This is a genomic window from Aestuariivirga litoralis, from assembly GCF_015714715.1.
Classification (GTDB): Bacteria; Pseudomonadota; Alphaproteobacteria; order Rhizobiales; family Aestuariivirgaceae; genus Aestuariivirga; species Aestuariivirga litoralis_A.
Genome location: NZ_WAHS01000001.1, coordinates 1,689,670 through 1,715,219 on the forward strand (window position 1 = coordinate 1,689,670; position 25,550 = coordinate 1,715,219).

18 protein-coding genes are annotated in these 25,550 nt (G+C 58.4%); 8 read left to right on the forward strand and 10 right to left on the reverse strand.

Features of this window, described 5'->3' with window-relative positions:
* Nucleotides 1-28 precede the first annotated feature (28 nt).
* The 3 genes from F8B91_RS08645 to F8B91_RS08655 are packed head-to-tail and all read right to left on the reverse strand — an operon-like array spanning nucleotide 29 to nucleotide 3,207.
* Nucleotides 29-1,090, reverse strand: coding sequence for an ABC transporter ATP-binding protein (locus F8B91_RS08645; protein WP_196503307.1), 1,062 nt, complete (start codon nucleotides 1,088-1,090; stop codon nucleotides 29-31).
* A 3-nt stretch (nucleotides 1,091-1,093) separates the two neighbouring features.
* The gene (locus F8B91_RS08650) at nucleotides 1,094-1,882 is read right to left on the reverse strand and encodes an SDR family oxidoreductase (protein WP_196503308.1); all 789 of its coding nucleotides are present in this window, start codon (nucleotides 1,880-1,882) and stop codon (nucleotides 1,094-1,096) included.
* Nucleotides 1,879-3,207 carry an alpha-glucosidase/alpha-galactosidase gene (locus F8B91_RS08655; protein WP_196503309.1) on the reverse strand — a complete coding sequence of 443 codons (1,329 nt, stop codon included), beginning with the start codon at nucleotides 3,205-3,207 and terminating at the stop codon, nucleotides 1,879-1,881. Before F8B91_RS08655 ends, F8B91_RS08650 begins: the two co-directional genes overlap by 4 nt.
* Before the next feature lie 113 nt (nucleotides 3,208-3,320).
* On the opposite strand from F8B91_RS08655, the gene F8B91_RS08660 reads away from it, so the two are divergent.
* Nucleotides 3,321-4,196, forward strand: coding sequence for a helix-turn-helix domain-containing protein (locus tag F8B91_RS08660; RefSeq protein WP_196503310.1), 876 nt, complete (start codon nucleotides 3,321-3,323; stop codon nucleotides 4,194-4,196).
* 48 nt (nucleotides 4,197-4,244) lie between these two features.
* On the opposite strand, the gene F8B91_RS08665 is transcribed toward F8B91_RS08660, so the two are convergent.
* Together F8B91_RS08665 and F8B91_RS08670 are read right to left on the reverse strand one after the other, a co-directional pair.
* Nucleotides 4,245-4,706, reverse strand: coding sequence for a RidA family protein (locus F8B91_RS08665; protein ID WP_196503311.1), 462 nt, complete (start codon nucleotides 4,704-4,706; stop codon nucleotides 4,245-4,247).
* Nucleotides 4,703-5,767: an alanine racemase gene (locus F8B91_RS08670; RefSeq protein ID WP_196503946.1), complete on the reverse strand. Its 1,065-nt coding sequence runs from the start codon at nucleotides 5,765-5,767 to the stop codon at nucleotides 4,703-4,705. The genes F8B91_RS08665 and F8B91_RS08670 overlap by 4 nt, the downstream gene beginning before the upstream one ends.
* Before the next feature lie 278 nt (nucleotides 5,768-6,045).
* Between F8B91_RS08670 and F8B91_RS08675 the strand changes: the two genes are divergently transcribed.
* The 4 genes from F8B91_RS08675 (at nucleotide 6,046) to F8B91_RS08690 (ending at nucleotide 10,342) form a co-directional block, all read left to right on the forward strand.
* Nucleotides 6,046-7,308 (forward strand): ABC transporter substrate-binding protein, encoded by a 1,263-nt coding sequence (locus F8B91_RS08675; protein WP_196503312.1) that lies wholly within the window; start codon nucleotides 6,046-6,048, stop codon nucleotides 7,306-7,308.
* Nucleotides 7,309-7,370: 62 nt separating this feature from the next.
* Nucleotides 7,371-8,225 (forward strand): carbohydrate ABC transporter permease, encoded by an 855-nt coding sequence (locus tag F8B91_RS08680; RefSeq protein ID WP_196503313.1) that lies wholly within the window; start codon nucleotides 7,371-7,373, stop codon nucleotides 8,223-8,225.
* A complete protein-coding gene (locus F8B91_RS08685) occupies nucleotides 8,225-9,082 on the forward strand; it encodes a carbohydrate ABC transporter permease (RefSeq protein WP_210324346.1) in 858 nt (285 codons plus the stop codon). Before F8B91_RS08680 ends, F8B91_RS08685 begins: the two co-directional genes overlap by 1 nt.
* Nucleotides 9,083-9,094: 12 nt before the next feature.
* The gene (locus F8B91_RS08690) at nucleotides 9,095-10,342 is read left to right on the forward strand and encodes an NAD(P)/FAD-dependent oxidoreductase (RefSeq protein ID WP_196503314.1); all 1,248 of its coding nucleotides are present in this window, start codon (nucleotides 9,095-9,097) and stop codon (nucleotides 10,340-10,342) included.
* On the opposite strand, the gene F8B91_RS08695 is transcribed toward F8B91_RS08690, so the two are convergent.
* The 5 genes from F8B91_RS08695 to F8B91_RS08715 form a co-directional block, all read right to left on the reverse strand.
* Nucleotides 10,332-11,921 (reverse strand): ABC transporter ATP-binding protein, encoded by a 1,590-nt coding sequence (locus F8B91_RS08695; RefSeq protein ID WP_196503315.1) that lies wholly within the window; start codon nucleotides 11,919-11,921, stop codon nucleotides 10,332-10,334. The genes F8B91_RS08690 and F8B91_RS08695 overlap by 11 nt on opposite strands.
* Entirely contained in the window at nucleotides 11,922-13,025 is a 1,104-nt protein-coding gene (locus F8B91_RS08700) for an ABC transporter permease (RefSeq protein WP_196503316.1), read from the reverse strand.
* Nucleotides 13,018-13,941 carry an ABC transporter permease gene (locus F8B91_RS08705; protein ID WP_196503317.1) on the reverse strand — a complete coding sequence of 308 codons (924 nt, stop codon included), beginning with the start codon at nucleotides 13,939-13,941 and terminating at the stop codon, nucleotides 13,018-13,020. The genes F8B91_RS08700 and F8B91_RS08705 overlap by 8 nt, the downstream gene beginning before the upstream one ends.
* 74 nt (nucleotides 13,942-14,015) lie before the next feature.
* A complete protein-coding gene (locus F8B91_RS08710; protein ID WP_196503318.1) occupies nucleotides 14,016-15,593 on the reverse strand; it encodes a peptide ABC transporter substrate-binding protein in 1,578 nt (525 codons plus the stop codon).
* An 89-nt stretch (nucleotides 15,594-15,682) separates the two neighbouring features.
* A complete protein-coding gene (locus F8B91_RS08715) occupies nucleotides 15,683-15,925 on the reverse strand; it encodes a hypothetical protein (protein WP_196503319.1) in 243 nt (80 codons plus the stop codon).
* 237 nt (nucleotides 15,926-16,162) lie between these two features.
* On the opposite strand from F8B91_RS08715, the gene F8B91_RS08720 reads away from it, so the two are divergent.
* The 3 genes from F8B91_RS08720 to F8B91_RS08730 all read left to right on the forward strand — a co-directional run bounded on the left by F8B91_RS08720 (nucleotide 16,163) and on the right by F8B91_RS08730 (nucleotide 25,547).
* Complete coding sequence (locus F8B91_RS08720) at nucleotides 16,163-16,399, forward strand: hypothetical protein (RefSeq protein ID WP_196503320.1); 237 nt, start codon at nucleotides 16,163-16,165, stop codon at nucleotides 16,397-16,399.
* A gap of 176 nt (nucleotides 16,400-16,575) precedes the next feature.
* On the forward strand, nucleotides 16,576-17,046 hold the full coding sequence (locus tag F8B91_RS08725) for a pyridoxamine 5'-phosphate oxidase family protein (RefSeq protein WP_196503321.1): 471 nt from the start codon (nucleotides 16,576-16,578) through the stop codon (nucleotides 17,044-17,046).
* Nucleotides 17,047-17,132: 86 nt separating this feature from the next.
* Entirely contained in the window at nucleotides 17,133-25,547 is an 8,415-nt protein-coding gene (locus tag F8B91_RS08730; protein WP_196503322.1) for a GH36-type glycosyl hydrolase domain-containing protein, read from the forward strand.
* Nucleotides 25,548-25,550: the final 3 nt, after the last annotated feature.

The following is a 25,550-nucleotide window of genomic DNA, read 5'->3' on the forward strand; positions in this document are numbered from 1 at the left end:
AAGACGGCGGAATGCTGCATGTGAATTCCTAGCGAACGAGGCGGGCACCAGTGTCAAAATCAAAAACATGCAGGCTGTGTGGTGCGGCGGTGAGGTGCAAGGGTTGACCAGCTGTGAAGGGAATGGTTCCGGGCAAAGCCAATTGCAACACGGTGCCCAGCGCTTTCACGGCAGCATAGCTGGTGGCCCCGGTGCATTCAGCCTGCAGCACGGTCCCCGAGATCATCGCGTTCTCGCTTGAGGGCGCGAGAGCCAGATGTTCGGGACGGATGCCGAGATGGATTTTGCGACCTGCTGAACCGCCGGGCAGTGCGATGGTCTCTCCGGTTTTAGCAACGAACCAGTCATCCGCCCATTCGCCTTCCAGCAGGTTCATGGCGGGTGAGCCGATGAAGGTGGCGACGAACGTGTTGGCCGGGCGCTCATAGAGTTCGAGCGGTGCGCCGACCTGCTCCACCTTGCCGTTGCGCATCACCACGATCTTGTCGGCCATCGTCATGGCTTCGATCTGGTCATGGGTGACATAGATTGAAGTGACGCCGAGGCGCTTGTGCAGGCTGCGGATTTCAGCGCGCATCTGCACGCGCAAAGCCGCATCGAGATTGGAGAGCGGCTCATCAAACAGAAACACCGAAGGCTTGCGCACGATGGCGCGGCCCATGGCCACGCGCTGGCGCTGGCCACCGGAGAGCTGGCGCGGGTGGCGTTCCAGATAATCAGTGAGGCCCAGAATTTGTGCGGCCTCTTCCACGCGCGGCTTGATCTCCGCCGGTTTGTGGCCGCGCAGCTTGAGCGAATAGCCCATATTCTGCCGCACCGTCATATGCGGATAGAGCGCGTAATTCTGGAACACCATCGCAGCGTCGCGCTCTTTGGGTTCCAGATTGTTCACCACGCGACCGCCGATATGGATCAGGCCGCCCTGCACTTCTTCAAGGCCGGCGATGCAGCGCAGCAGCGTGGACTTGCCGCAGCCTGAGGGGCCGACCAGCGCAACAAATTCGCCTTCCTTGGCTTCAAGGCTCACATCGCGCAGCACTTGCACGGCGCCGAAATTTTTGACCAGACTTTCGGCGCGCACTTCCGCCATGGGTCAGGCGCCCGGCAGGATGGCGGTGGACATTTCCGGCAAGGTCTGGCCTCCATCAATCACCAATGTCTGGCCTGTTATATAGCCCGCCTCATCCGATGCAAGGAAGCGCACGGCATTGGCAATGTCCTGCGGCGTGCCGAGGCGGCGCAAGGGTACGGCGGCGCGCTGGGCTTCCACAAAGCTTTGCGGCTGATGTTCGAGCACGCCTTCGGTGAGGATGTTGCCGGGCTCCACTGCGTTGAGCGTAATGTTCCATGGTGCCCATTCGAGAGCCGCTGTGCGCATAAAGCCCAGCACGCCGGCCTTGGTGGTGGCGTAATGGGCATAGCCGGGCGACGACACGCGCGGGCCGGTGATCGAAGACAGAAAAATCACCCGGCCTGATTGCTGGCGCTTGAAATGGGTGAAGGCGCATTTGGCTAGCGTGAAGGCGCCGCGCAGATTGACCCGCATCACATCGTCCCATTCCTGCGCCGAGATTTCTGCAATGCTGGTATTGGGATAGATGGCGGCATTGGCCACGGCTATGTCGAAAGAGCCGAACTCGCTCACCAGATCCTGCATGGTGGCGCTGACTTGGCCTTCGTCAGTTGTATCCATATGGCGGAAGCGGACGTTGAGCCCCTGCCCTTGCAAAGTCTTGGCGGCTTTCTCGCCTTCATCAGTCACAATGCCGGTGAGCAGCACTTGCGCGCCGGCGCTGGCCAGTTCCTTGACGATGCCGAGGCCGATGCCACGTTGGCTGCCGGTGACAAGAGCCACCTTGCCGGTCAAACGAAAATCACTCACGCCTGCACACCCGAAAACTGCGGCAACAGGTTGCCATGCGCCGCGATCATCTCATCTACCATCGCGGCGATTTCGGGCAGCGACAATTCGGCTGCCGTGTGCGGGTCCATCGCGGCGGCGTGATAGATGTGGTCGCGCTTGCCAGTCTTCACCGCTTCGACCACCAATTCCTGCACATTGATATTGCTGCGCATGATAGCGGCCAGTTGCACCGGCACTTTGCCGACGCGGATGGGCTGGATGCCGTTGCGGTCCACATGGCAGGCCACTTCAACGGCGGCGGCATCGGGCAGGTTTTCGATCAGGCCGTCATTGCGCACATTGCCGTAAATCACGCTAGGAGCACCTGTGACGCAGGAATGGATGATGGCGGCGGCATATTCGCGGCTCTTGGTCACTTCGAGTGGTTCGTTCGATTGTTCCAATTCTTTCTTCAGATTGTGCCAACCCGCAATCTGGTTTTCGCAGCGGGTGATATATTCATCCAGCGGCACCTGGAATTTCTCAATCAGGTCCTCGCGCCCGCGCTTGATGAACCAAGGCGTGTATTCGGAGAAATGCTCGGAGCTTTCAGTGACAAAATGACCGAAGCGTTTTAGCACTTCAAAGCGCACGGCTTCCTTGGGCGGGAACACGCCATCCGCAGCCAGCTTGCGCAGGCGCGGATAAAGATCTTCGCGCGCGCCATCGGGCAGGCGCTTTTCGAATTTGGTGAAGAAGGCCACGTGATTGAGGCCCGCGCAGTTGAAATCGATATTGGCGATGTCTTCACCCAGCGTGCGCGCGAGGAATTGCGATGTGTCCTGCACCGAATGGCACAGGCCCACATAGCGGATGTGCGGAAACTTGTCCGCCATCGCCCAGGAGATCATCGCCATGGGGTTCACATAATTCATCATCAACGCTTTGGGGCAGTGCTGCTCCATGTCCTTCGCGATATCGAAGACCACAGGGATGGTGCGCAGCGCGCGGAAGATGCCGCCTATGCCCAGCGTATCGGCAATGGTCTGGCGCACGCCAAATTTTTTTGGCACGGCAAAGTCCGTTACCGTGGCGGGCTTGTAGCCGCCGACCTGCATCATCAGGATCACGAAGTCGGCGCCGTTGAGCGCATCAGCGCGATTGGTGGTGGCGGTGACTTTGGCGGGGATGCCGAGCGTCTGGCAGATGCGTTGCGCCATGATGGTTGAAGTGGACAGGCGCGTTTCATCAATGTCGAAAAGCGAAATCTCGCTGCTGGCGAGTTCATCATTGCTGAGAACATCGCTCAGAATATTGCGGGCAAACACCGTGCTGCCGGCACCAACGAGACAAATCTTGGCCATGGATAAAACACCTGGAAATTTCGGGTGAAAACTGTTTGCCACTGGTTTTCCGATAATTCTTGCTGAAAACACCCTGTTGATTCCTGTTTTTGAGTGTGTTGAGGTGGCCTTCGATGCCCCAGCTTGACCCCGCCGAAACCGGCAACCGCTTCTTGCAGCCGCAATCTTTTCTGGCTGAAACCCATATGGTTGAGCCGATGCCGGAGGCGCATTGGCATGATCATGTGGAGCTGAACGTCATTATCAAAGGCGGCATGACTTACCTGATCAATGGCAAGCAGGTGGATCTGCATGAGGGCGGCATTTATTGCTTCTGGGCCGCGGTGCCGCATCAAGTGATTTCGGCGCTGGATGAGACGAAGCTGGTTTGTGTCTATGTGCCGTTCGCGGATTTTCTTTCACTCGTTGTGTCGAGTGAGTTCCGCGATGAGCTTCTGGCCGGGCATGTGATGACTTGCGACAAGACTGATCCGACGGACGTGACCACTGTGACGCGTTGGGCGCAGGAATGGGAAAGTGACGAAGAGCAGCTGACCAACCTGCTGCGCGATGAAGCGCGGCTGCGTGTGCGCAGGCTGGCGTTGAATGCTTGCCGCGCCGACAAGGTGAAGCGCGCGAAGGAGCCGGATCACAAGCGCGACACGGCGCATATTGCCGACAAGCGCACCATCGCGCGCGTGCAGGTGATGACCAGTTTCATCAACAGCGATTTCATGAATCCGATTGATGTTTCGGATGTTGCAAAAGTGAGCGGGCTGCATCCGAGCAGCGCCACCGCAACATTCCGCAAAGTGCTGGGGCAATCGATTGCGCAATATTTGCGGCAGCGCCGTTTGAACCATGCGCTGAAGCTGCTGGCCGATACCGACATGGCAATCATCGAAGTGGCTTATGAAAGCGGGCATGGTTCACTCACCCGCTTCTACGACGCGTTTCAGCGGCAGGTGGGCTGCACGCCGAAGGATTATCGCCGCCGCTTCAGGTCATAATTAAAGTGGCGCGTGACCGGACGCAAAACCGGCGTCCACTTTTGCTGGTCACGCTTTTATCAGGAAGATCGCTTCGATCTCTACCGTCATCCGGTTTGGCAATGAGCCCACGCCCACGGCGGAGCGCGCGTGTTTGCCGGCCTCGCCCAGCACTTCGACGAAGAGATCGGAACAGCCATTGATGACTTTGGGGTGATCGGAAAAATCCGGCTCGGCATTGACCATGCCAAGCAATTTCACCACCGCCTCGATGCGCGATAATTCACCGAGTGCGGCCTTGGCGGTGGCCAGCAATTGCAGGCCGGTGGTGCGGGCATCGGCATAGCCCTGTGCTATATCCGCAGTGAGGCCGAGGCGGCCGACACTATAAGTTCCCTCCGGCAGCTTCGGGCCCTGCCCTGAGAGATAGAGGAACGGCCCGGCGAAACGCCAAGGCACGTAAGTTGCCACCGGCACGGGCGGCTTGGGCAGAACCAGACCCAGTTGCTGCAGGCGTTCTTCAGGTGTCATTGCACTTTTCCTCTTGCATCGACTTTCACAGCACCCAGCACTTCGTTGCCCCGCACGAAGACCACCTTGTCGAACAGGTTGTTGACCGGGCAGACGTGATTCATGGTGATACGCACTTGCTCGCCCACTTTCAGCGGGCGCGGGCTGGTGCTTGTGTCGAGATAGCCATGTTCTTCATTCAAGGCATAAACCGGGATCATGTTCAGATCCTGCACCACGCCGTATCCCGGCAGTGGCGAGAGATCGCTGGTGAGAGCTTTGGAACCTGCGTCGATCAGCGCGCGCTCCGGCGTGGGCGTGCTGACCACCGTAGCGAGAACAGTCTCTGCACAATCGGCAAAGGTGTAAGCGCCCACGGCCACTTGCGTGCGGTCATTATAGATGTTGGTGCCCACGCGATATTCGGTCACTTCTTCGAGACCGCTTTCATCCCACAGGTCCTTGGAGCCACCGGAGCTGACGCGCGGGCAAGGCAAGCCGGATTTGCTGAGGCCCTGCTTGGCTTCAGCGATAAAGGCCGCCACTTCCTTGCGCTTGAAGGCGGGCGGATAGGTCATCAGGCCGCCGAAGGTGAGGCCGGCGGTGTTTTCAATTCGCTCGGCCAATGCCACGGCGGCGGCCGGCGATTGCACGCCATTGCGGCCCATGCCGGTATCGCATTCGACCAGGACTTCGAGTTTGCGCCCGCCGAGCTTGGCGGCGAGGGCTAGGCTCTCGATCACTTCTACGCTGTCTGCCACTACCGCAATATCAGTGCGATTCATCAATTTTGCCAAGCGCTCCTGCTTGGCGCGGCCCAGAACGTTGAAAGTGAGCAACTGGTCCCTGATGCCGGCATCGGCCATCACTTCGGCCTCGCCCAGTTTCTGCACGCAGATGCCTTTTGCGCCGAGTGCGATTTGCAGACGCGCAACTGAAGCGAGTTTATGCGTCTTGATATGCGGGCGGCTGGCGATGCCGAGCTTGTCGCAATGCGCCTGCCATTTCACCAGATTGGCCAGCATGATATCGAAATCGATGATCGGCACCGGGGTTTCCAGATCTTCCAACCGCTTGCCCATCGGCTCGAAATCGAAGAAGCTTTCCGCATTGATCTTGGCTGGCACGGCACATTCCTCAGCAGGGTGATGAGGCTTTGAGCATCGGTTGAACGCGCCGCGCGGTCAAGCTTCGGCATGATGCCTGCGCCAAAATTTTCCGGAAATTCCGCTCAAAAAGCAGAAAGGTTCCGGCGAAAGCGGCAAGAAAATCGGTTTTCCGAGCGATAGCCTTCTTCCTTAAGTTGCTCGCAGAAGCACAGGATTCAGCCGCCTACGCGCGGCACAACAGGAGAGAGAAGATGAAATTCAACCGATCACGTTTGGCCTTTGTCACTGCCGCCCTGTTGCTGGGCGTGGCGCATGGGGCCTTTGCCGATGACAAGCCATTTGCCGGGCAATCAATCACTGTGCTGCTGCCCTCGCCGCAGGATGCCAATATGGCGGCTGATTTCGAGAAGGCCACCGGCATCAAGCTCGACCTGCAGACGGCGAGCTGGGACGATGTATCGGTCAAGGTTTCAACCGCATTGCTGGCCGGGACAGCACCTGCCGATGTGACCGAGTTTGACTGGTCGTGGACAGGGCAGTTTGCTGCCGCCGGCTGGTATGTGCCGCTGAATGATGTGGTGAGCAAGGAAACCCAGGAAGACGTGAAGGGTTCGGCGCTGTTCAACATCAATGGCCAGCTTCTCGCCGTGCCTTACACCAATGACTTCCGCGTGATGCTGATCAACAAGAAGCATTTCGATGATGCTGGCGTGAAGGCGATCCCGAAGACACTCGATGAACTTGTGGCCGCTGCCAAGGCAATCAAGGACAAGGGCATCACCAAATATCCGATTGGCCTGCCGCTTTCGGCCACCGAAGGCGCATCGACCAGCTGGTATCTGCTGACCAAGGCGTTCGGCGGCGATCTCTTTGACAAGGACATGAATCCGTTATTCACCGCCAAGGACTCCGCCGGTTACAAGGCGATGGCGTTTGAAATGCAGCTGCTGAAAGACGGCCTGGTTGACCCGGCTTCGACCGGCCTGAAAGACAGCGACATCAATGACACGGTGTTTGCGAAGGGCCTGACCAGCATCATGATCAGCGGCGAGCCTGGCCGCCTGGGCCAATATTCCGATCCGAAGCAATCCACCGTGGCGGGCCAAGTGGCGGCCATTCCGGTTGCCACCGCCAGCGGCACGACGCGCAGCTTCGGCCTGCTGGAAGGGCTTGGCATTCCGAAGTCTTCGCCCAACCAGGACGCAGCAAAGGAATTCGTGAAGTGGATGACGGCGAAGGAATTCCAGATCCACAATTATTCCAACGGCGTGTTACCCACCCGCACATCAGCGCTGGCCGATTTGCAGAAAGACGGCAAGCTGATCAGCGGCGAAGCTTTGGTCGCGCAAGCACCGACCGTTGAACCACTTTTCCCGGCTGGGGCGCCAACATGGTATCCGCAATTCTCACTGGCGGTGAACACCTCGATCAACTCTGTAGCCAAGGGCGAGATTTCGATTGATGATGCCATGAAGCGGATTGCAGACGCCGTGGTTGAAGCTAAGAAACAGTGACTGTTCACATTATCTCCTCCCCGACTTCGAAGCCCCTTGGCGTTGGAAAATATCCCGACGCCATGTTGGGCTTCTTTCTTATTCTGCCGATCATCCTCACCATGGGCAGCCTGGTGTTCTACCCGCTGCTGGCCACCTTCTGGGACAGTTTGCACCGGGTGGACCCGTTGCAGCAGGGCACGCCGTTTGTCGGGATTGCCAATTACACGCGGGTGTTCGACGATGCTGAAGTGGGCCGTTCGTGGTTCAACACGTTCAAATATGTCTTGCTGGCGGTGTTTCTGGAAACCGTGTTTGGCGTTCTCGCTGCGGCGCTGATCAACCAGGTGAAGCGTGGGCGGCAATGGGTGCTGGCGGCGATCGTGCTGCCCTGGGCCTTGCCCCCGGTGGTGAGTGCCGTCATTTGGGAATGGATTTATGCGCCGGGGCCGGGCCTGCTGAATGGGGCGCTGACGGCGATGGGGTTGCCGTTCGAAGATTTCGTCTGGTTCAATAACAGCACATTGGCGCTGCTGCTGATCACGCTGGTTCATGTCTGGCGGATGATGCCGCTGACCATCGTGATCGTGCTGGCGGCGATGCAGGGCATTCCTGGCGAGCTTTATGAAGCGGCTCGCATGGATGGATCATCACGCTTTGGCATGTTCCGCACGATCACGCTACCGCTGACGCGCGGTGCCATTGCCGTGGCGATGACCAATGCGACGGTCGCCGCCTTCAACCTGTTTGACGAAGCGATTGTGCTTGCGCGCAACAGCGTTGAGACGCGGCCGATCCTGATTCAGATTTATCTGGAGGCCTTCCGTAAATTTCACTTCTCCTATGGCATGGCGCTGTCTTTGATGGTGACTGCTGTGTCGCTGCTGGTGTCGCTGGGTTATGTGATGCGCATCCACAAGAATACGAGGCTTGATTGATGCAGAGCGCGTGGTCTCACCGGATTGTTGTTTGGTTGGGCGTGGGCTTGCTGCTGCTTTGGTCGCTGGTGCCGATCTATTGGACGCTGGCCACCAGTCTGACGCCCGCGATGGATTTCAATATGCGGCCGATCCACTTTTATCCGTGGCATTTGACGCTGGATCACTATGCGCGGCTGTTCGGCATCACCGCCAACACGATTGGAGGCGTGAACACGGCCAACCAGTTCAAGCTGGCGCTGCTCAACAGCATCATCACATCAGGTGGGGCGACAATCCTTTGCGTGCTGTTCTCGCTGATGGGTGCCTATGCGTTCACGCGGCTGGAATTTCCGGGGCGGCAGATTATTTTCTATCTGGTGGTCGGCACGTTGGCTATTCCGGGTTATGCGGTTCTCATTCCTCTCTTCCGCATCATGGTGAGCCTGCACCAGATTGATGCCTATCTCGGTGTTACGCTGATCTATGTCACCGCCTTCCTGCCACTGTGCCTGTGGCTTCTGAAAGGTATTCTCGACATTCTGCCGCGCTCGCTGGAAGAGGCGGCGCGGATGGATGGCGCGGGCCATATCCGCATCCTTGCCGAGATCATCACGCCGCTGGCCGCACCCGGATTAACGGCGGCGGCCATTCTCACATTCCTAGGTGCATGGGGGCAGTTTCTGGTGCCGCTGGTGTTCTCGCCCAAGGCCACCAAGCCGCTCACCGTGATGATCCCGGAATTTGTGGGCAAGAATTTCATCGACTACGGCCTGATCATGGCATCCGGCACCGTGGCGATTTTTGTGCCCTGCTTGCTGGTGATTTTCCTCAACAAATATCTGATCTCAGGGCTGCTCGCCGGCTCCGGCAAGTGATAGAACGGCCGGATGAAAACTGAAGTTGAAACCGTGATCATCGGTGCCGGCATCATTGGCTTGGCCACGGCGTTTCATCTGGCTCGTGAGGGGCGCGAGGTGATGCTGATTGATCCGCGCGGCGCGGGCGGTGGCACATCCTTCGGCAATGCCTGCACTCTGGCACCCTATGCAGTTACACCGGTGGGCCACCCCGATATTATCTCTTCGCTGCCCGGCCTACTGTTCAGTGCCGATAGCCCGTTGGCGATGCGGTGGAGCGCGCTGCCGCAGCTGTTGCCGTGGCTGATGCGCTTTGCCCGCGAATGCACGCCGGGCCGCACGCGGGCAAATGCGGCGCATATTGCCACGCTGCTGAAAGGGGCTGTGCCGGAATGGCAGCAACTGGCGGCGGATGCGGGTGTTGCGCAGCTGTTTCACACCAAGGGATGCCTCTATGCCTATCACCAGCCTGATCCCACGGTGCTGACCGGTTGGCCGGCGCGCTTGAGGGCGGCGCATGGGACGCAGCTGGAAGTTCTGAACGAGGCCGAGGTGGCGAAACTGGAACCGCAGCTTCCACCGATGAAAGGTGGTGGTATTTATTTTCCAGATGCCAAGCACATCGATGATCCTGCGACTTTGACCCAGACTCTTATGTCAGCCGTGGTCAAACGCGGTGGAGTTCTGCATCAAGCGAGCGTGACCGGCATTGCACCTTTGGATGACGGACGGGTGCGGGTGGAGGGCAATGGATTTTCTGTCACTGCGCGCAAGGTGGTATTGTCTGCGGGCGCTTGGTCGAAGCCACTGGCGCAGAGGATCGGAGATGACTTTCCGCTGGAAACCGAGCGTGGCTATCACCTCGAATTTGCCTGTGAGACGCCACTGCTGAACCGGCCCGTGAGCCCGATTGAATTTGGATTCTATCTCACACCGCTCACGGGACGATTGCGCGCTGCGGGCACGGTGGAACTGGGCGGGCTGGTTGCGCCTCAAAATGAAAAGCGGCTTGCTTACATCGAGAAGCGCGTGCGGGCGGTGTTTCCGCAGCTGGGGCCGGTCGCTTCGACCTGGCTGGGCTTCCGGCCATCGCTGCCGGATTCACTGCCGGTCATCGGGCCATCGTCCAAGCATCCATCCGTAATCTACGCCTTTGGTCATGGCCATATTGGGATGACGCTGGGGGCGATCACCGGGCGGCTGGTGAAGGAGATGATTGTGGGCGGCAAGAATTCGGATGAGGCGGCGGCCTTCTCGCCGCGGCGCTTCACGTCTTGAAGGCGGCTTCCATCAGCAGCCGCGTATAATTTTCCATCGGGTGGTTCATCACGTCGTCGGTGAGGCCCTGCTCCACCACCACGCCGTTGCGCATCACGATCACATAATCGGCGATCGCGCGTACCACAGCGAGGTCGTGGCTGATAAACAAATAGGAAAGGCCATGCGCCTGCTGCAGGTTGCGTAGCAGCTCAACAATCTGCGTTTGCACATGCCGGTCAAGTGCTGAGGTCGGCTCATCCAGCACGAGCACCTTCGGCTTCAGGATGATGGCGCGTGCGATGGCGAGGCGCTGGCGCTGGCCACCGGAAAATTCATGCGGATAGCGATTGCGCAAAGCCGGATCAATCTGCACTTCCTCAAAGGCTTTGATGGCGCGCTTGTCACGCTCTGCGGCGCCAATGCCGGGCTCATGCACCAGCAAACCTTCAGTCACGATCTGCCCCGCCGTCAGGCGTGGCGAGAGCGAGCCGTAAGGATCCTGAAACACCACCTGCAATTCCTTGCGCAAGGGGCGCATGGCCTGCTTGTCGAGCTTCGCAATATCGCGGCCCAGAAACACCACGCGGCCCTGCGATGGCAAGAGGCGCAGCAGCGCGCGGGCCAAAGTGGATTTGCCAGAACCGGATTCACCCACAATGCCGATGGTCTGCCCCTGGCGCAAAGCGACTGACACCTTGTCCACCGCGTTGATCACCAGCGGCACGCCACCTAAAAAGCCACCACCGAGCCGGAAGCTGACTTTGACGTCATTGCCGGACAAAACGATGGGTGCGGAGGACGGTACGGGTGCCTTGTGACCCGAAGGCTCGGCGGCCAGCAGCGCCTTGGTGTAATCGTGCTGGGGCTTGGCGAAGATGGCCTTGGTGTCACCCTCCTCTACCACCTCGCCCTTGCGCATCACATAGACGCGGTGGGCGATACGCTTCACGATGCCCAGATCATGGGTGATGAAAATCAGCCCCATGCCGAGCTTCTTCTGCAACGAAGCGAGCAGATCAAGGATTTCGGCCTGGATGGTCACATCAAGCGCCGTGGTCGGCTCATCGGCGATCAGCAGATCGGGATTGTTCGCGAGCGCCATGGCGATCATCACCCGCTGGCGCTGGCCGCCGGAGAGTTCATGCGGGTAGGAACGCATGCGCCGTTCAGGATCATTGATCTTCACCAGTTGCAGCGCTTCCAGCGCGCGGGCATGGGCCTCTTTCGGCGAGAGCTTGCTGTGGGCGCGCAAGGGCTCCATCAATTGATCGCCGATCGAATAGAGCGGATCGAGCGAAGTCATCGGCTCCTGAAAAATCATCGCGATCTTGCGGCCACGGATGGCGTTTAGCTGGCTCTTGGTCAGCGCCAGAAGATTGCGGCCGTCATAAGTGGCGGTGCCGCCGGTGATGCCGTTGCGCGGCAGCAGGCCCATGACCGCCATCATGCTCTGGCTTTTGCCGGAGCCGGATTCACCGACAATCGCCACGGTCTCACCTGCATTCACCGTGAAGTTTGCGCCCTTCACGGCTTCAACTGTGCCATCAGCGGTTTTGAAGCCGACAGTGAGGTTCTGGATGTCGAGAAGTGCTTTCATCTAGCGGTCCTTCGGGTCCAGCGCGTCACGCAGACCATCGCCGATGAAATTCAGCGCGAAGAGCGTGGAGGACAGGAAGAAAGTTGGGATGAAGAGCAGATAGGGTGCCACTTCCATATTGGCGGCGCCCTCGGCAATTTCCACACCCCAGCTCGACATCGGCTCCTGCACGCCCAGACCGAGGAACGAAAGGAAGCTTTCGAGAATGATCACCTGCGGCACCAGCAGCGTGAGATAAATCACAATCGGCCCCAGCATGTTGGGGATGATGTGGCGGCGCAGGATGCCGAGCGTGCCGACGCCCAAGGCTTCGGCGGCCTGCACATATTCCTGCCGTTTCAGCGACAGGGTTTGCCCGCGCACGATGCGACTCATGTCGAGCCAAAGCACAGCACCGATGGCGATAAACATGAACATGAAATTGCGCCCGAAGAACACGACCAGCATGATCACGAACAGCGTGAAAGGCAGCGCGTAAAGAATATCGACCACGCGCATCATCAGTTCATCCACGCGCCCGCCGAAGAAGCCGGAGACCGAGCCATAGATGGTGCCGATGACAACCGCCACGAAACCCGCCAGCATGCCGATGATCAGTGAGATGCGGCCTGCCATGAAGACGCGGGTTAAGAGATCGCGGCCCAGTGCATCGGTGCCGAAATAGAAATGTTTCAGCTTGGCTACGGCACTCATTGTGAGGGTCAAACCGTCTGCAGATTTTTCTTCCAGCTTGGCGTTCTGGAAGGAATCCGAACGGTCGAGATAGCGCGTCACCCGCTCGTCAATCGGCTTGTCTGAGGCGACGGTGACATAGAAGCGGCCATCCTTCTCATGCCATTCCTTCAGATCAAGCTTGGCGCGCTTGGCCACGCTGATGATCTCGCCATCCAGCGTTTCTTTCTTAGGGTAAGATTCGAGGCTGGGATGCACGCGGTAATAGGCTTTGTATTGCGTGGTGAATTCATGCCCAGTGATGTTGGGCACCACGACACACAGCACCGCAACCAGCACCATATAGGCCAGGCTGACCATGGCCGCCTTGTTCTGTTTCAGGCGGCGCCAGGCATCGACCCAGAGCGAGCGGCCCTTCAATGCCTCACTCATAGCGCACCCGCGGATCAATCACCGCATACAGCAGATCGACAATGAAATTGAAGATGATGGTGAAAACAGCGATCATCACCACCGTGCCCATCACCAGCGTGTAATCGCGGTTCAGCGCGCCATCAATGAAGTAGCGGCCCACGCCGGGAATCTGGAAAATGGATTCAATGATGATCGAACCGGTGATCAGCTGTGCCATGGCCGGCCCGGCATAGGAGACCACGGGAAGGATCGCGCCGCGCAAAGCGTGACGAACAATCACGGCGTATTCCGAAAGGCCCATGGCCCGCGCGGTACGGATATGATTGGCGCTCAAGGATTCAATCATAGAGCCGCGCATCAGCCGCGCCACGATGGCGAGTTGCGGCAAGCCCAGAATGATGATCGGCCCGATGGCGTGTTTGAACGAGCCATCGCCCCAGCCGCCCACGGGTGTCAATCGTAGCAACACGCCGAAGATGATTTGATAGACCGGGGCTGTGACATAGGTGGGCAAGGTGGAACCAAAAGTGGCGATGGCGATAACCACATAGTCAATCCAGCGGTTCTGACGCAGGGCGGCGATGACACCCAGCACCGTGCCCAGCACCAGCGCGAAAACCATGGCCCAGAAACCGATCCACGCAGAAATCGGCAAAGCGATGCGGAAAAGTTCCGCCACTGAGAAATTCAGCAGCACATAGCTGGGGCCGAGATCGCCATGTGCAAGGTTCCAGAGATATTCGAGATATTGCTGCCATACAGGCAAGTCGAGATGAAACACCCGCTCGATGTTTTTCTTGATCTCGGGCGGGATGCCCTTCTCCATGTCAAACGGCCCGCCGGGGGCCACATGCATAAGGAAGAAGGAGATAGTGACGATCAGGAATAACGTCGGGATGGCAGTGAGCAGGCGGCGGAAGGTGTAGCGGAGCATTTCAGGTCACGTCGTTCCGCCTTCCCCCGCAAGCGAGAGAAGGCGTCGTTGCGTCTAAGCGAGGCAAGATAACCTCAGTCCTTGCTCACAAACCTCGACGGATGAACGTCCATCACATTGTCCACGTAGCCGTGGAGCTTGGGTGAGACGAGGTTGTGGTTGGCGTAAGTGAGCAGCGGTAGGAGTGGTTGATCCTTGATCAGGATCGCTTCTGCCTTGGAGAGCTCATCCATCCGCTTGGCAGGATCGGCTTCCGTGGAGGCCTGATCAAGCAGCGCGTCATATTCCTTGCTGGAATATTCGCCGTAATTGTTGCCGTCACCGGTGTGGCCCAGATTGAGGAAAGTGACCGGGTCCTTGAAGTCGGCGATCCAGCCGGCGCGAGCAATGTCAAAATCGCCCTTCTGTTCAAGATAGCTGTAATGCGTTTTGCCATCGGTGGTGACGAAGGTGACGTCAAAGCCCCAGGGCTTCAGCATCTCCTGAATGGCCACTGCGGTGTTCTTGTGATTTTCAGAGGTGTTGTAACGGATCTCCACCTTCTGCGGATGCTCGGGTGAAATGCCCAGCTTGTCGAAAACTTTCTTCGCAGCATCTTCACGGTCCAGCTGGCTCATGGTGGAATAGTCCATGGTCACCGTGGTGTAACCCTTCACGCCCGGAGGTACCAAAGACCAGCCGGGCAACATGGAATTCTTCCAGACTTTTTCGGCCAGCTGGTCGCGGTCAATCACCATCGAAATGGCGTTGCGCAATTCTACATTGTTCCACGGCGCTTTCTGGGCCTTGAAGATATAGTAATAGGTGCCCAGTTCCGGCGTCATGTGAACCTGGTCGCCCAGATCCTTCTTCATCTCGTCCAGCTGCTCGCCGGGGAAGTCATCCATGTAATCGACTTCGCCGGCCTTGTAGCGCTTCAGGCCAGCAGCACGATCTTCCGTCGGGATGTAATTAACGGCATCAAGCTGCACTGAGGCGGCATCGAAGAACTTCGGGTTCTTGACCAGCTTGGTGTGATCGCCCGGCACATTTTCGGCCAGCGTGAAAGCACCGTTGGACACCAGATTACCAGGCTTCACGAAATCATTGCCGAATTTGGTCACGTTGGCTTCGCTCACCGGGAACATGGCGTGATGGGTGAGCATTTCGAGGAAATAGGGCGTGGGGCCTTTGAGGGTGACTTCCAGCGTGGTGTCATCAATGGCTTTTACGCCCAGTTCTTCACCCTTTTTCTTGCCGCCATTGATGTCTTCAGCATTGAGAATGGGGAACGCCATGGAGGCATATTCAGCACCGGTGGCCGGATCGAGAAGGCGGCGCCAAGAGAAGACGAAATCGCTGGCCTTCACAGGCGTTCCGTCTGACCACATGTCATCCTTGCGGAGCTTGAATGTATAGACCTTGCCATCGGGAGAAACGGTCCAGCTTTCGGCAGCACCCGGCGAGGCGGTGGCGCTGGCATCGGGCATGATCAGCCCGGTGAACAGGTCCACCAGGATGTTATGTTCTTCAACGGTGGAGGTCTTGTGCGGATCGAGCGACTGGATATCGCTGTTTTCGCCGCGGTTCCAAGTTCCGCCGGCTTGGGCGGCACCTGCCATGAGGGCCATTGCTGCTGCGCAAATGATGAGTTGGCTTTTGAATGTCTTCATGAGGTCCTCCCGGTTGATCCATTCAACTGAGAGAGATTAGGCACAAAAACTTCCAGCCTGCAATTGCGGCAGGCTGGGCGTCCGCAAGCTTATTCAGCAGCCTTGAGGGTGGTTTGTTCCTGGCGACCCGGCAGAATCAGGCCCATGTCGTGGATGGACGCGGCCGAGAACAGGAATTTGCCAATGTCCTCGATCGAAATGCTCTCGTCCGGATAGCGGGTGCGCAGGCTGGTGAGGATCTCGCCAGCGTCTGCCACGCGCGATGTGTGCTTCATTTCAGCAAAGCAGTCGTGAATGTGCTTCAGGATTTCCGACGTATGTAACTGTGTCATCTGGATTTTCCTTCCCTGTTGGGAAACATTAACAAAAACCTACGCCGATTTGTCCGCAGATGCAAATTATTTAATTATTTCATTTACTTAGCAATTTTATGTAAGGGAGTGAGTGCATCCATTGAAGATGCGGCCTCAAGGAACTAAATAGCCATTATTAGCGTTATGGCCTTGTATTGTGTATTTAACACTACTTACTCAATAGACTAATTTTCAGCCAACTAACGGGGCAAGTTCATGTCTGGTGAAAAAGATCGCGTTGAGCGGTTGCAAATCATGCTTTCCGCCGACGAGCTTCAGGCGCTGGATAACTGGCGCTTTTCTCGGCGCATGCCCAGCCGCGCTGCGGCCGTGCGCGAGCTTTTGCGCTTGGGCCTTGCCGCGGAAGGCGTGAACTTCGCAGGCTCCGGCGAGAAGTCTTCCAGCTTTGGCATGATTAGCCCAGGCGTGACGAAGAGCAGAGGCGAAGAGTAGTCTTCGCTGCACACAGCTCCGCCTGTGCCCTCTCCTGCACTCTTCCAGAGCCATTCTCATCACGCTTATCGCCATGTTCCGGCTGGAACTAATTGCGCCCGCGCACGTTAGGTTCTGACAGGCTGTCGGCGAGGCCCATTTGCTGTTGGCTTGCAGGACTTGAGAAAGGCTAAATCATGGAAGATCAGGAGAAAAAAGTCTGGAGGCTGATCAGCAAGCTTGATGTCTGCATGCTTTCCACACTTTCAGGAAATTCGATCCGGTCGCGGCCGATGTCTGCCATGGCGCGGCCTGAATATGGCGACATCGTCATGCTGACGGATTCGCATCTCGACAAGGACAATGAGATCATGCGCAACCGGCATGTGAACCTCGCCTATTCTGATGGCGGCACTTACGTCTCTGTCGAAGGCACTGCTGAAATCGAACATGACCGCGCCCTGATCCGCGAATGCTGGAGTGCGGGTGCGCAATTGTTCTGGCCGAACGGGCCTGAAGATCCATCCATCGTCGCCATCATCGTGACGCCCGAAATGGTGGAATATTGGGACAGCGACAACAAATTTATTGCCGGCCTCAAGTTCGCCTATGGCTTGGCCACGCATACAACGCCCTTCATGGGCGAACACAAGCGGCTGCGCCTCTGAACCAGCCGCTTTTTACCACCCTCATTTGAATGTCCCTCAGGCGTTTGGAGCCTCAATTGCACACACCCTCCCGGACACGTGAACTATTGTCTTTTCTGAAAACCGAAACGCCACCGGCATGGCGCAACGAAGACCCCATTCGCAGTGAGGTTTTCGGTGAAGACCGTTTGCGCGAACATGCGACCAGCCTGGCGGAAAGCCACCAGCTTTCCAGCCGTGGCTGGTCGCGGCGCAATCTGTTCAAGCGGGTGCGGGCTGACTATGCGTTGCTGAAACAGGCGCATGCCGAAGTGTTAGGCGCCATCGCGCGTGAAGAGCCGATTACGCCGGCTGCGGAATGGCTGGCCGACAATTTCTACAGCATCAGCCAGCATGCCCTGCAGGTTCAGGAGGACTTGCCGCGCGATTATTATCAACGCTTGCCGAAGCTGGCCAATGGCCACCTTGAAATGTGCCCGCGCATCATGGCCGTGGCCTGGGCCTATATCGCGCATACAGATTCACACTTTAATGCGAACACGCTGGCGGAATTCGTCACCGCCTATCAGAAGGTTTCGCCGCTGGCACTGGGCGAGCTTTGGGCCACGCCGATTTATCTGCGCATCTTGCTGATCGACAATGCGGCTCGCATCGCCAGACGCACTTTCATTTCGATGCAGGCGCGGCGGGCCGCCACCGATCTCGCCATCGAATTTGGCGGCCAAACGTCCACGCTCGATGCGGCGCGTGCTGCACTGGAAAAACTGGAAGATCACGCCAAGCGCTCTTTCCTGGTGCAATTGCTCTCTGCGGCGCGGGCCCATCACGGCCTGACCAGCGAGGCAGTGGATGAACTGCGCAGCCTCTATGATCACACGCCCTTCGATCACGCCGTGGCGGTGCAGGAAGAGCATGGCCGCCAGACTGCCAACAATCTTTCCATGCAGAACATCTTCACCAGCCTGAAGCGCATCAGCGAGCAAGACTGGGTGAAATGGATCGAGAGTGTCAGCGCTGTCGACCAGAAGCTCGGCACCTCGGCTGGTTACAAGACCTGCGACAGCGCCACCCGCACATCCTATCGCCGGGCGGTTGAGGAATTGGCCCATTACTCGGGCACGCCGGAAGGCGACGTAACCGATGCTGCCATTCATCTCGCTGGGTCTGATGATATTGGCGCGGTGCTGATCGGGGCCGGAAGGCCGGGCCTGGAAAAGCATATACGCTATAATCTGCCGGCCCATCAAAGGCTCTACCGGATTTTCGCGCGCAGTGGCGTCATCGGCTATGCGGCCGCCACTGGCGTTGCCACCTTCGTCCTGCTGTATCTGGGATACGAAACCATAGGGCGCGTGGCCCTGCCCTTGGGTCTTGTTGCGTTGATGCTGTTCGCGCTTCTGGCGCCAGTGTTTGAAGCGGCCATGGCGATGATCAATTTTGCCGTGACGCAGCTGGTGCGGCCTGTGGTGTTGCCATCGCTCTCGTTCGAGAATGGGATACCCGCTGCCCATCGGAGCATCATTGCCGTGCCGATCTTGCTGGGCAGCCATCATGGCATTGAGACACAGTTGGCAAGGCTCGAAGAACATTATCTTTCCAATGCCGATCCCGAATTATCTTACGCCATCATCAGTGATTGGCGCGATGCGCCGGCTGAGCAACATGCGGATGATACGGCATTGCTTAGTGCTGTCACAGACGGCATTGCCGCGCTGAATGACAAATACCAGATCCAGCAATTCATGCTGTTTCACCGCAGGCGGCAATGGAACCCGGCGCAAGGCGTGTGGATGGGCTGGGAACGCAAGCGCGGCAAACTGCATGAATTCAACCGCGTGCTGCGTGGCGCAGAAGACACGCCTTTCATTTCCGTACCGGCAGCACTTCCGCAGGACATCAAATATGTGATCGTGCTCGATGCCGACACGATCCTGCCGCGCGGTGCCGCACGCCGACTTGTGGGCAAGATGGCGCATCCACTCAATCAGCCGCATGTGAACCCCGTGACGAACCGCGTCGATCGCGGTTACGGCATCATCCAGCCGCGGGTGACGATTTCGCTGCCGGAATTCGGCAAGGGTTCATGGTATCAGCGCATTCTTGCGGTGGGTGCGGGTGTTGATCCTTACGTGACTGCCACATCAGATGTGTATCAGGATCTATTTGGCGAAGGATCGTTCACCGGCAAGGGCATCTATCATATCGATGCGTTCGAAGCCGCGATGCGCGGGCGTATTCCGGATAACACGCTCCTGAGCCATGATCTGTTCGAAGGCAATCTGGCGCGTGCCGCGCTCGCCACCGACGTGGAAGTCGTCGAAGATTATCCCGAACGCTACCTCGTTGATCTCTCCCGACAGCACCGCTGGGTGCGTGGCGACTGGCAATTGCTGCCGTGGATGATCCCGCCGGACAAGGCGCTTTCCACGCTGGGCCTGTGGAAGATGTTTGACAATCTGCGCCGCTCGGTGACGCCGGCTTTCACATTGCTGGCCTTTGCACTTGGTGTTTGGATTCTGCCCGGCAATGCTGCGAGCACTTGGACGTTTTTCATCGTGGCCCTGCTGTTCTTCCCCAGCCTGCTTTCGATTTTTGCCGGCACCAGTTTCCGCCAGGAAGCAACCACCGTGGCCAGCCAGTTGCGCACGCTGCGTGATGATACGCGTCACGCTTTGGTGCTCACAATCACCAAGCTTTTCCTGTTGGCCAACCAGGCCGTGTCGATGCTGGATGCGGTGTTGCGCACGCTGTACCGGTTGTTTGTCTCACATCGCTATCTGCTGGAATGGACCACTGCGGCGCAGGCCCAATCAGGCCCACGGCCCACGCTTGCGTCAACCTATCGCGCGATGGCTTTGAGTGCGATCCTGGCGACGTTGCTGCCCTTGGGGCAAGCCACCGTTCAAGGACACGTGGGTGGACTTTCGCTGTTTCTTGCGGGCCTGTGGGTTCTGGCGCCGGCCTTTGCCTATTTCATCAGCCTGCCGCCAGAAGACCCAGCCAAGGCCGTAACCGCAGCTGATGATGTGCAAGAACTTCGCCTCATTGCCTTGCGCACTTGGCGCTTCTTTGAAACTCATGTGAATGCGCAGGAGAATTTCCTGCCGCCTGACAATGTGCAGGAAGACCCAAAGTTGGTCGTGGCACATCGAACATCGCCGACTAACATTGGGCTTTATCTGCTGGCTACGGTGGCCGTGTGCGAGGCAGGCTGGATCGGCCGCGCAGAAGCTGCACGCAAGCTGACCGAAACGCTGGATACGACCGAGCGCCTGCCCCGCCACAAGGGCCATCTGTACAATTGGTACGACACTGAAACGCTGGCACCGTTGCCGCCGCGCTATGTCTCCACCGTCGATAGCGGAAATCTGGCGGGGCATTGCATCGCCGTTGCCAATGCATTGGAAACCTGGGCGGAAGACGCCACGCTGAAGCCGGAAAACCTGGACGGCTTTGATGACCTTATGCTGCTGGTCCGCGAGCAGGTAAAAGATGCGGCGCGATTGCACCGCAAGGCCGTGCCAGCGGCGCGTGACATTGGCCGGGCGTTGACAGCAGCGCGCAGCGTGGTGGCTGAGATGCGTTCTGCGCCTGAACTGGCTTCGCTGCGCATCATCGGGCTGATCGTGCAGTTGCGTACCATCGAAACGTCGATCAAGCGGCTTTGGGAGGCAGCACCTCCGCAGGACAAGGCCGCAGGCCTGTTCTGGCTTGAACGGCTGATCACGCGCGCCGAGGCGATTTATGCGGATGCAATCGTAGCCGGCGCGCAACGTGACGCGCTGTTTGCCAGCCTGACTTCGTTGGCGCAGCGCTGCCGCGCTTTTGCCAATGGCATGGATTTCGGCTTTCTGCTTAACCGGCAACGCCAGCTTCTGTCGATCGGCTACCGCGTCGAAGACGAGGTGCTGGATGAAAACTGCTACGACCTTCTGGCCTCCGAGGCCTCACTCACCAGTTTCTTTGCGATCGCCAAGAATGATGCCGATGTGCGGCACTGGACGCGGTTAGGCCGACCGGTTGTTCCGGTGGATGGGGCGGCGTGCCTCGTTTCCTGGTCGGGCTCAATGTTTGAATATCTGATGCCGCTTCTGGTACTGCGCCCGCGCGAAGGCACGCTGCTGAACCAGACGATGTCACTCTCGGTGGAACGGCAGAAAGAATATGCCAAGGAGCTCGGCACGCCCTGGGGCATTTCAGAATCGGCCTTTGCCGCGCGCGACCGTGCGTTTACCTATCAATATTCCGCTTTCGGCGTGCCCGGGCTGGGGCTGAAGCGCGGCCTTTCGGCCAATCATGTGATTGCTCCCTATGCGACCGGATTGGCGGCAATGGTTGATCCTGCGGGTGCCGCAGAGAATTACCGAAACCTGGCCAAACTCGGTGCGGCTGGCAGGTATGGTTATTACGAATCCATCGATTTCACGCCGCAACGGCTGCGCAAGGGCGAGTCTCACGAACTGGTGCGTGCATATTTTGCGCATCACCAGGCCATGTCTATCTGCGGGATTTGCAATGCCGTTTTGAACGGAACACTGCGTGACCATTTCCACCGCGAAGCTTCAGTGCGCGCCAGTGAACTTCTACTTCAGGAACGCGCGCCGCATTATCTGCCTTCGCGTGTGACGGTGTTGGACCAGGTGCCAGCGGCCAAAGTGAAGATGGCGGCGGATGATGAGCCGGCGCGCGTCTTCGCCATCAACGACGTGTCGCGGCCTGTTACGCATCTTCTCTCCAATGGCAACTACAGCGTGATGCTGACGGCCACCGGCACGGGTTGGAGCCGCTGGCAGGGCATCGCCATCAACCGCTGGCGCGAAGACCCTACGCGTGATGCCGATGGCATGGCGCTGAATTTCGATGTGCTCGAAAGTGGCGCACATTGGACCCTTGATGCGCCAACCGCAAGCCAAGGAGCGCGCGCCCTGGCGATTTTCAGTCCTGAAAAGGCTGAATTCCAGCGCAGCGATGACGGTGTTGGCACGCATATCGAATGCATGGTGGCTTCTGAAGATGATGCCGAAGCGCGCGTCATCCACCTGACCAATACCACCAGCCAGTCAAAGACCCTGGCGCTCACCAGCTATATGGAGCTGGCCCTCGCCAGACCTGATGCAGATGACGCGCATCCGGCGTTTTCCAAGATGTTTGTGCGCACTGAATTTGTACCCGGACTGCAAGCCTTGATCGCCACGCGGCGGAAGCGGCAGGACAGCGACCAGGAAATCTGGGTGGCGCAATTCATCGTCACCAATACTGATGATGGCGCTGCCATCGAATATGAAACATCGCGAGAGGCTTTCCTTAGTCGCGGCAACAGCCTTGAAAATGCCCGTATGCTGGCTGGCAGAGCCAAGTTTGCGTCCACCGTAGGTGACGTGCTCGATCCGGTGTTTGCCTTGCGCCGGCACGTGAAGCTGAAGCCGCACCGCAAGAGCACCTGTGTGCTGTGGACAATCGCCGCGCCCAGCCGCGAGAGCTTGCTCGAGAAGGTGAGCCGTTACCGCGTGTTTGCCGCCATGGAACGCGTGCAGGTGACTGCTTGGACGCAATCGCGCATTCTGCTGCGCCATCTCGGCACCAGCACCGATGAAGCGCGGCTGTTCCAAGATCTCGCTTCCTTGCTGATCTATGCATCGCCAATGTTGCGACCGGCCCCTGATGTCATCCGTTCGGGCATGGGCCGCCAAGGGCTGTTGTGGTCGGTAGGAATTTCCGGCACCAACCCCCTGGTTCTGGTCGAGATCGAAGATCAGGAGCATATGCCGCTGGCCAAGCAAATCCTCGAAGCGCGGAATTTCTGGCTGGAGATGGGATTGACCGTTGATCTGGTGATCTTCAACACGCAGGCCGCGTCCTACGACCAGCAGTTGGGCAATGCCCTGCAGGACATGGTGGCGAAAGCCGATGTGGGCCGCAGCCCGCATGGCGGCGTCGAGCCTGGCAGCATCACCCTGCTGCGCACCGATGTAACAGCCCCCGATGTGATCACGGCGGTGAGATCGGCTGCTTCCGTCAATCTGCGCAGTGGCGCAGGCTCGCTTGAGCAGCAGGTTACCAGCGCGCTGGCACAGCCGGCTGCGCACAAGCGCCACCGCATTCTGTTGCCTGCCATATCTCCATCGCAGACAATTGCGCCGTCTGCTCCGAGACCAGAACCCGCCCAGTTCTTCAATGGCTTTGGTGGTTTCAGCGCGGAAGGTGATGAATATGTGATCCATCACCGCGCCGATGAGGCCCTGCCCGCGCCATGGATCAATGTGATCGCCAATCCGAAATTCGGCATGCACGCTTCAGCTGAAGGTGGTGGCTATATCTGGTTCAAGAACAGCCGCGAACGGCAAGTGACGCCGTGGAGCAATGATGCAGTGGGCGATCCGCCTTCGGAGGCGTTCTATGTGCGCAACCAAAGCACGGGCGCTTTGTCGTCGCCCACTGTGTTGCCGCTGGGTCGCCGCGCCGGAGTCTTCAAGACGCGCCATGGCTTCGGCTATACGATCCATGAAGCTGAGGAAAATGGTTTACACCTCAGTCTCTCACATACGATTGCTTGCGACGATGCGGTGAAGCTCAGCCAACTCTCAGTCGGCAACCTCACCAATCAAGCCGTAAAGCTGCGTATCACGGCTTATGCCGATGTGGTGTTGGGGCAGAAGCGATCTGCCTCCGCACGGTTTGTCACCAGCGAGAAAGATTCTGGTACGGGTGCGCTGTTCCTGCGCAACAAGTTCAATCCTGACTTTGGTGATGCTGTGCTGTTCGCGGATTTCAGCGGCGCGCAAAGCAGTGCCAGCGGCAACCGGTTGAATGTGCTTGGATGGAAGGGCGATACCTCGCGGCCCGCGATGATCGAGAGCGGCAGCGCGTTGGACGACAGCTTTGGTGGCGGGCTTGATCCTTGCGCTGCACTTTCATTCGAAGTTGAAATTCCGCGCGGCGAGACGCGCGATTTCACACTGCTGATGGGTGTTGGCGAGAATACGGATGATGCGGCGAAGTTGATTACCCAATATCGTGCGACGGGATTTGCTGCCGCACTCGCGGCGCAGAAGGCACAGTGGCAGACGCTTGCGGGCTCACTCAAGATCAAGACGCCGGAGCCAGCCTTTGACATCATGATGAATGGCTGGCTGATGTATCAGGTTATTTCCTGCCGCTTCTGGGGCCGTTCTGGATTCTATCAAGCGAGCGGCGCATTCGGCTTCCGCGACCAGTTGCAGGACAGCCTGTCGATCGCGCAAGTCCGGCCTGATCTCACGCGCCATCACATCCTGCTGGCGGCGTCGCGGCAATTTGCCGAGGGCGATGTGCAGCATTGGTGGCTGCAGGAAACAGGTGCGGGCGTGCGCACGCATATCAGCGACGACACGGTGTGGCTCGCTTATCTGGTGTGCAAATATCTGCAGCTCACCGGTGATCAATCCATCCTCGATGAGAAGGTCGCCTGGCTGGAAGGCCCGCAAGTTGACCCCGGCAAGCATGACAATTTCTTTGTGCCGCGCGTTTCAGCAAACACCGACACGCTTTACGAACATTGCGTGCGAGCGCTGAAGCGCAACCTGCCCACCGGCAGTCACGGCCTGCCTCTGATGGGCACAGGCGACTGGAACGACGGCATGAACCAGGTGGGCGAGGCCGGGCGCGGTGAAAGCGTTTGGTTGGCGTGGTTCCTGTGCTTCACGCTGGAACAGTTTGAAGCCGTATCGCGCCAGCGCAATGATGCAGCTTCGGCTGACATGTGGGCTTCGCATCGCGCCGCTCTGGCGAAGGCGCTGGATGGGCCGGCTTGGGATGGAGCGTGGTACAAGCGCGCGTTCTTTGATGATGGCTCGCCGCTGGGCACACATGCTGATGATGAATGCCAGATTGATTCCATCGCGCAGTCCTGGGCGGTGATTTCGCATGCGGGTGATCCGGCGCGGGCGCGGCAGGCTGTCGATAGTGCAAAAGAAAGACTGGTGGACTTCAAGGACCAGGTGGCGTCGCTGTTCTGGCCGCCGCTGCAACATCATAAGCCGAGTGCTGGCTATGTGCAAAGCTATCCCGCCGGTGTGCGCGAGAATGGCGGGCAATATACGCATGGTGCGTTGTGGATGGTGTTTGCTCTGTCAGAACTCGGCCGGCCTGACGATGCGTTGCAGCTGCTGCAGATGATCAATCCGGTGAACCATGCATCGTCACCCGAATTGGCGAAGCGCTATAAGGTTGAGCCCTATGTGATTGCGGCCGATGTTTATGGCGTGGCACCGCATCGCGGGCGTGGCGGTTGGACTTGGTATACGGGTGCGGCCGGCTGGGCCTATCGTGCGGGGCTTGAAGCGATCTTGGGCTTAGAGCGTAAAGGTTCGATGCTGCAGGTTTCGCCGCGCGTGCCGGAGAGCTGGAATGATTTCACGGCAGAATATTCCTTTCAAGGCAAACGCATCACCCTTCAGCTGTCGCGCGGCAGCAAGAGCGCCAAGCCGAAAATGATTGACCTCGCCAAGGTGAAACCTGGCGAGGTCATCAAAATCTCTTACTGATAA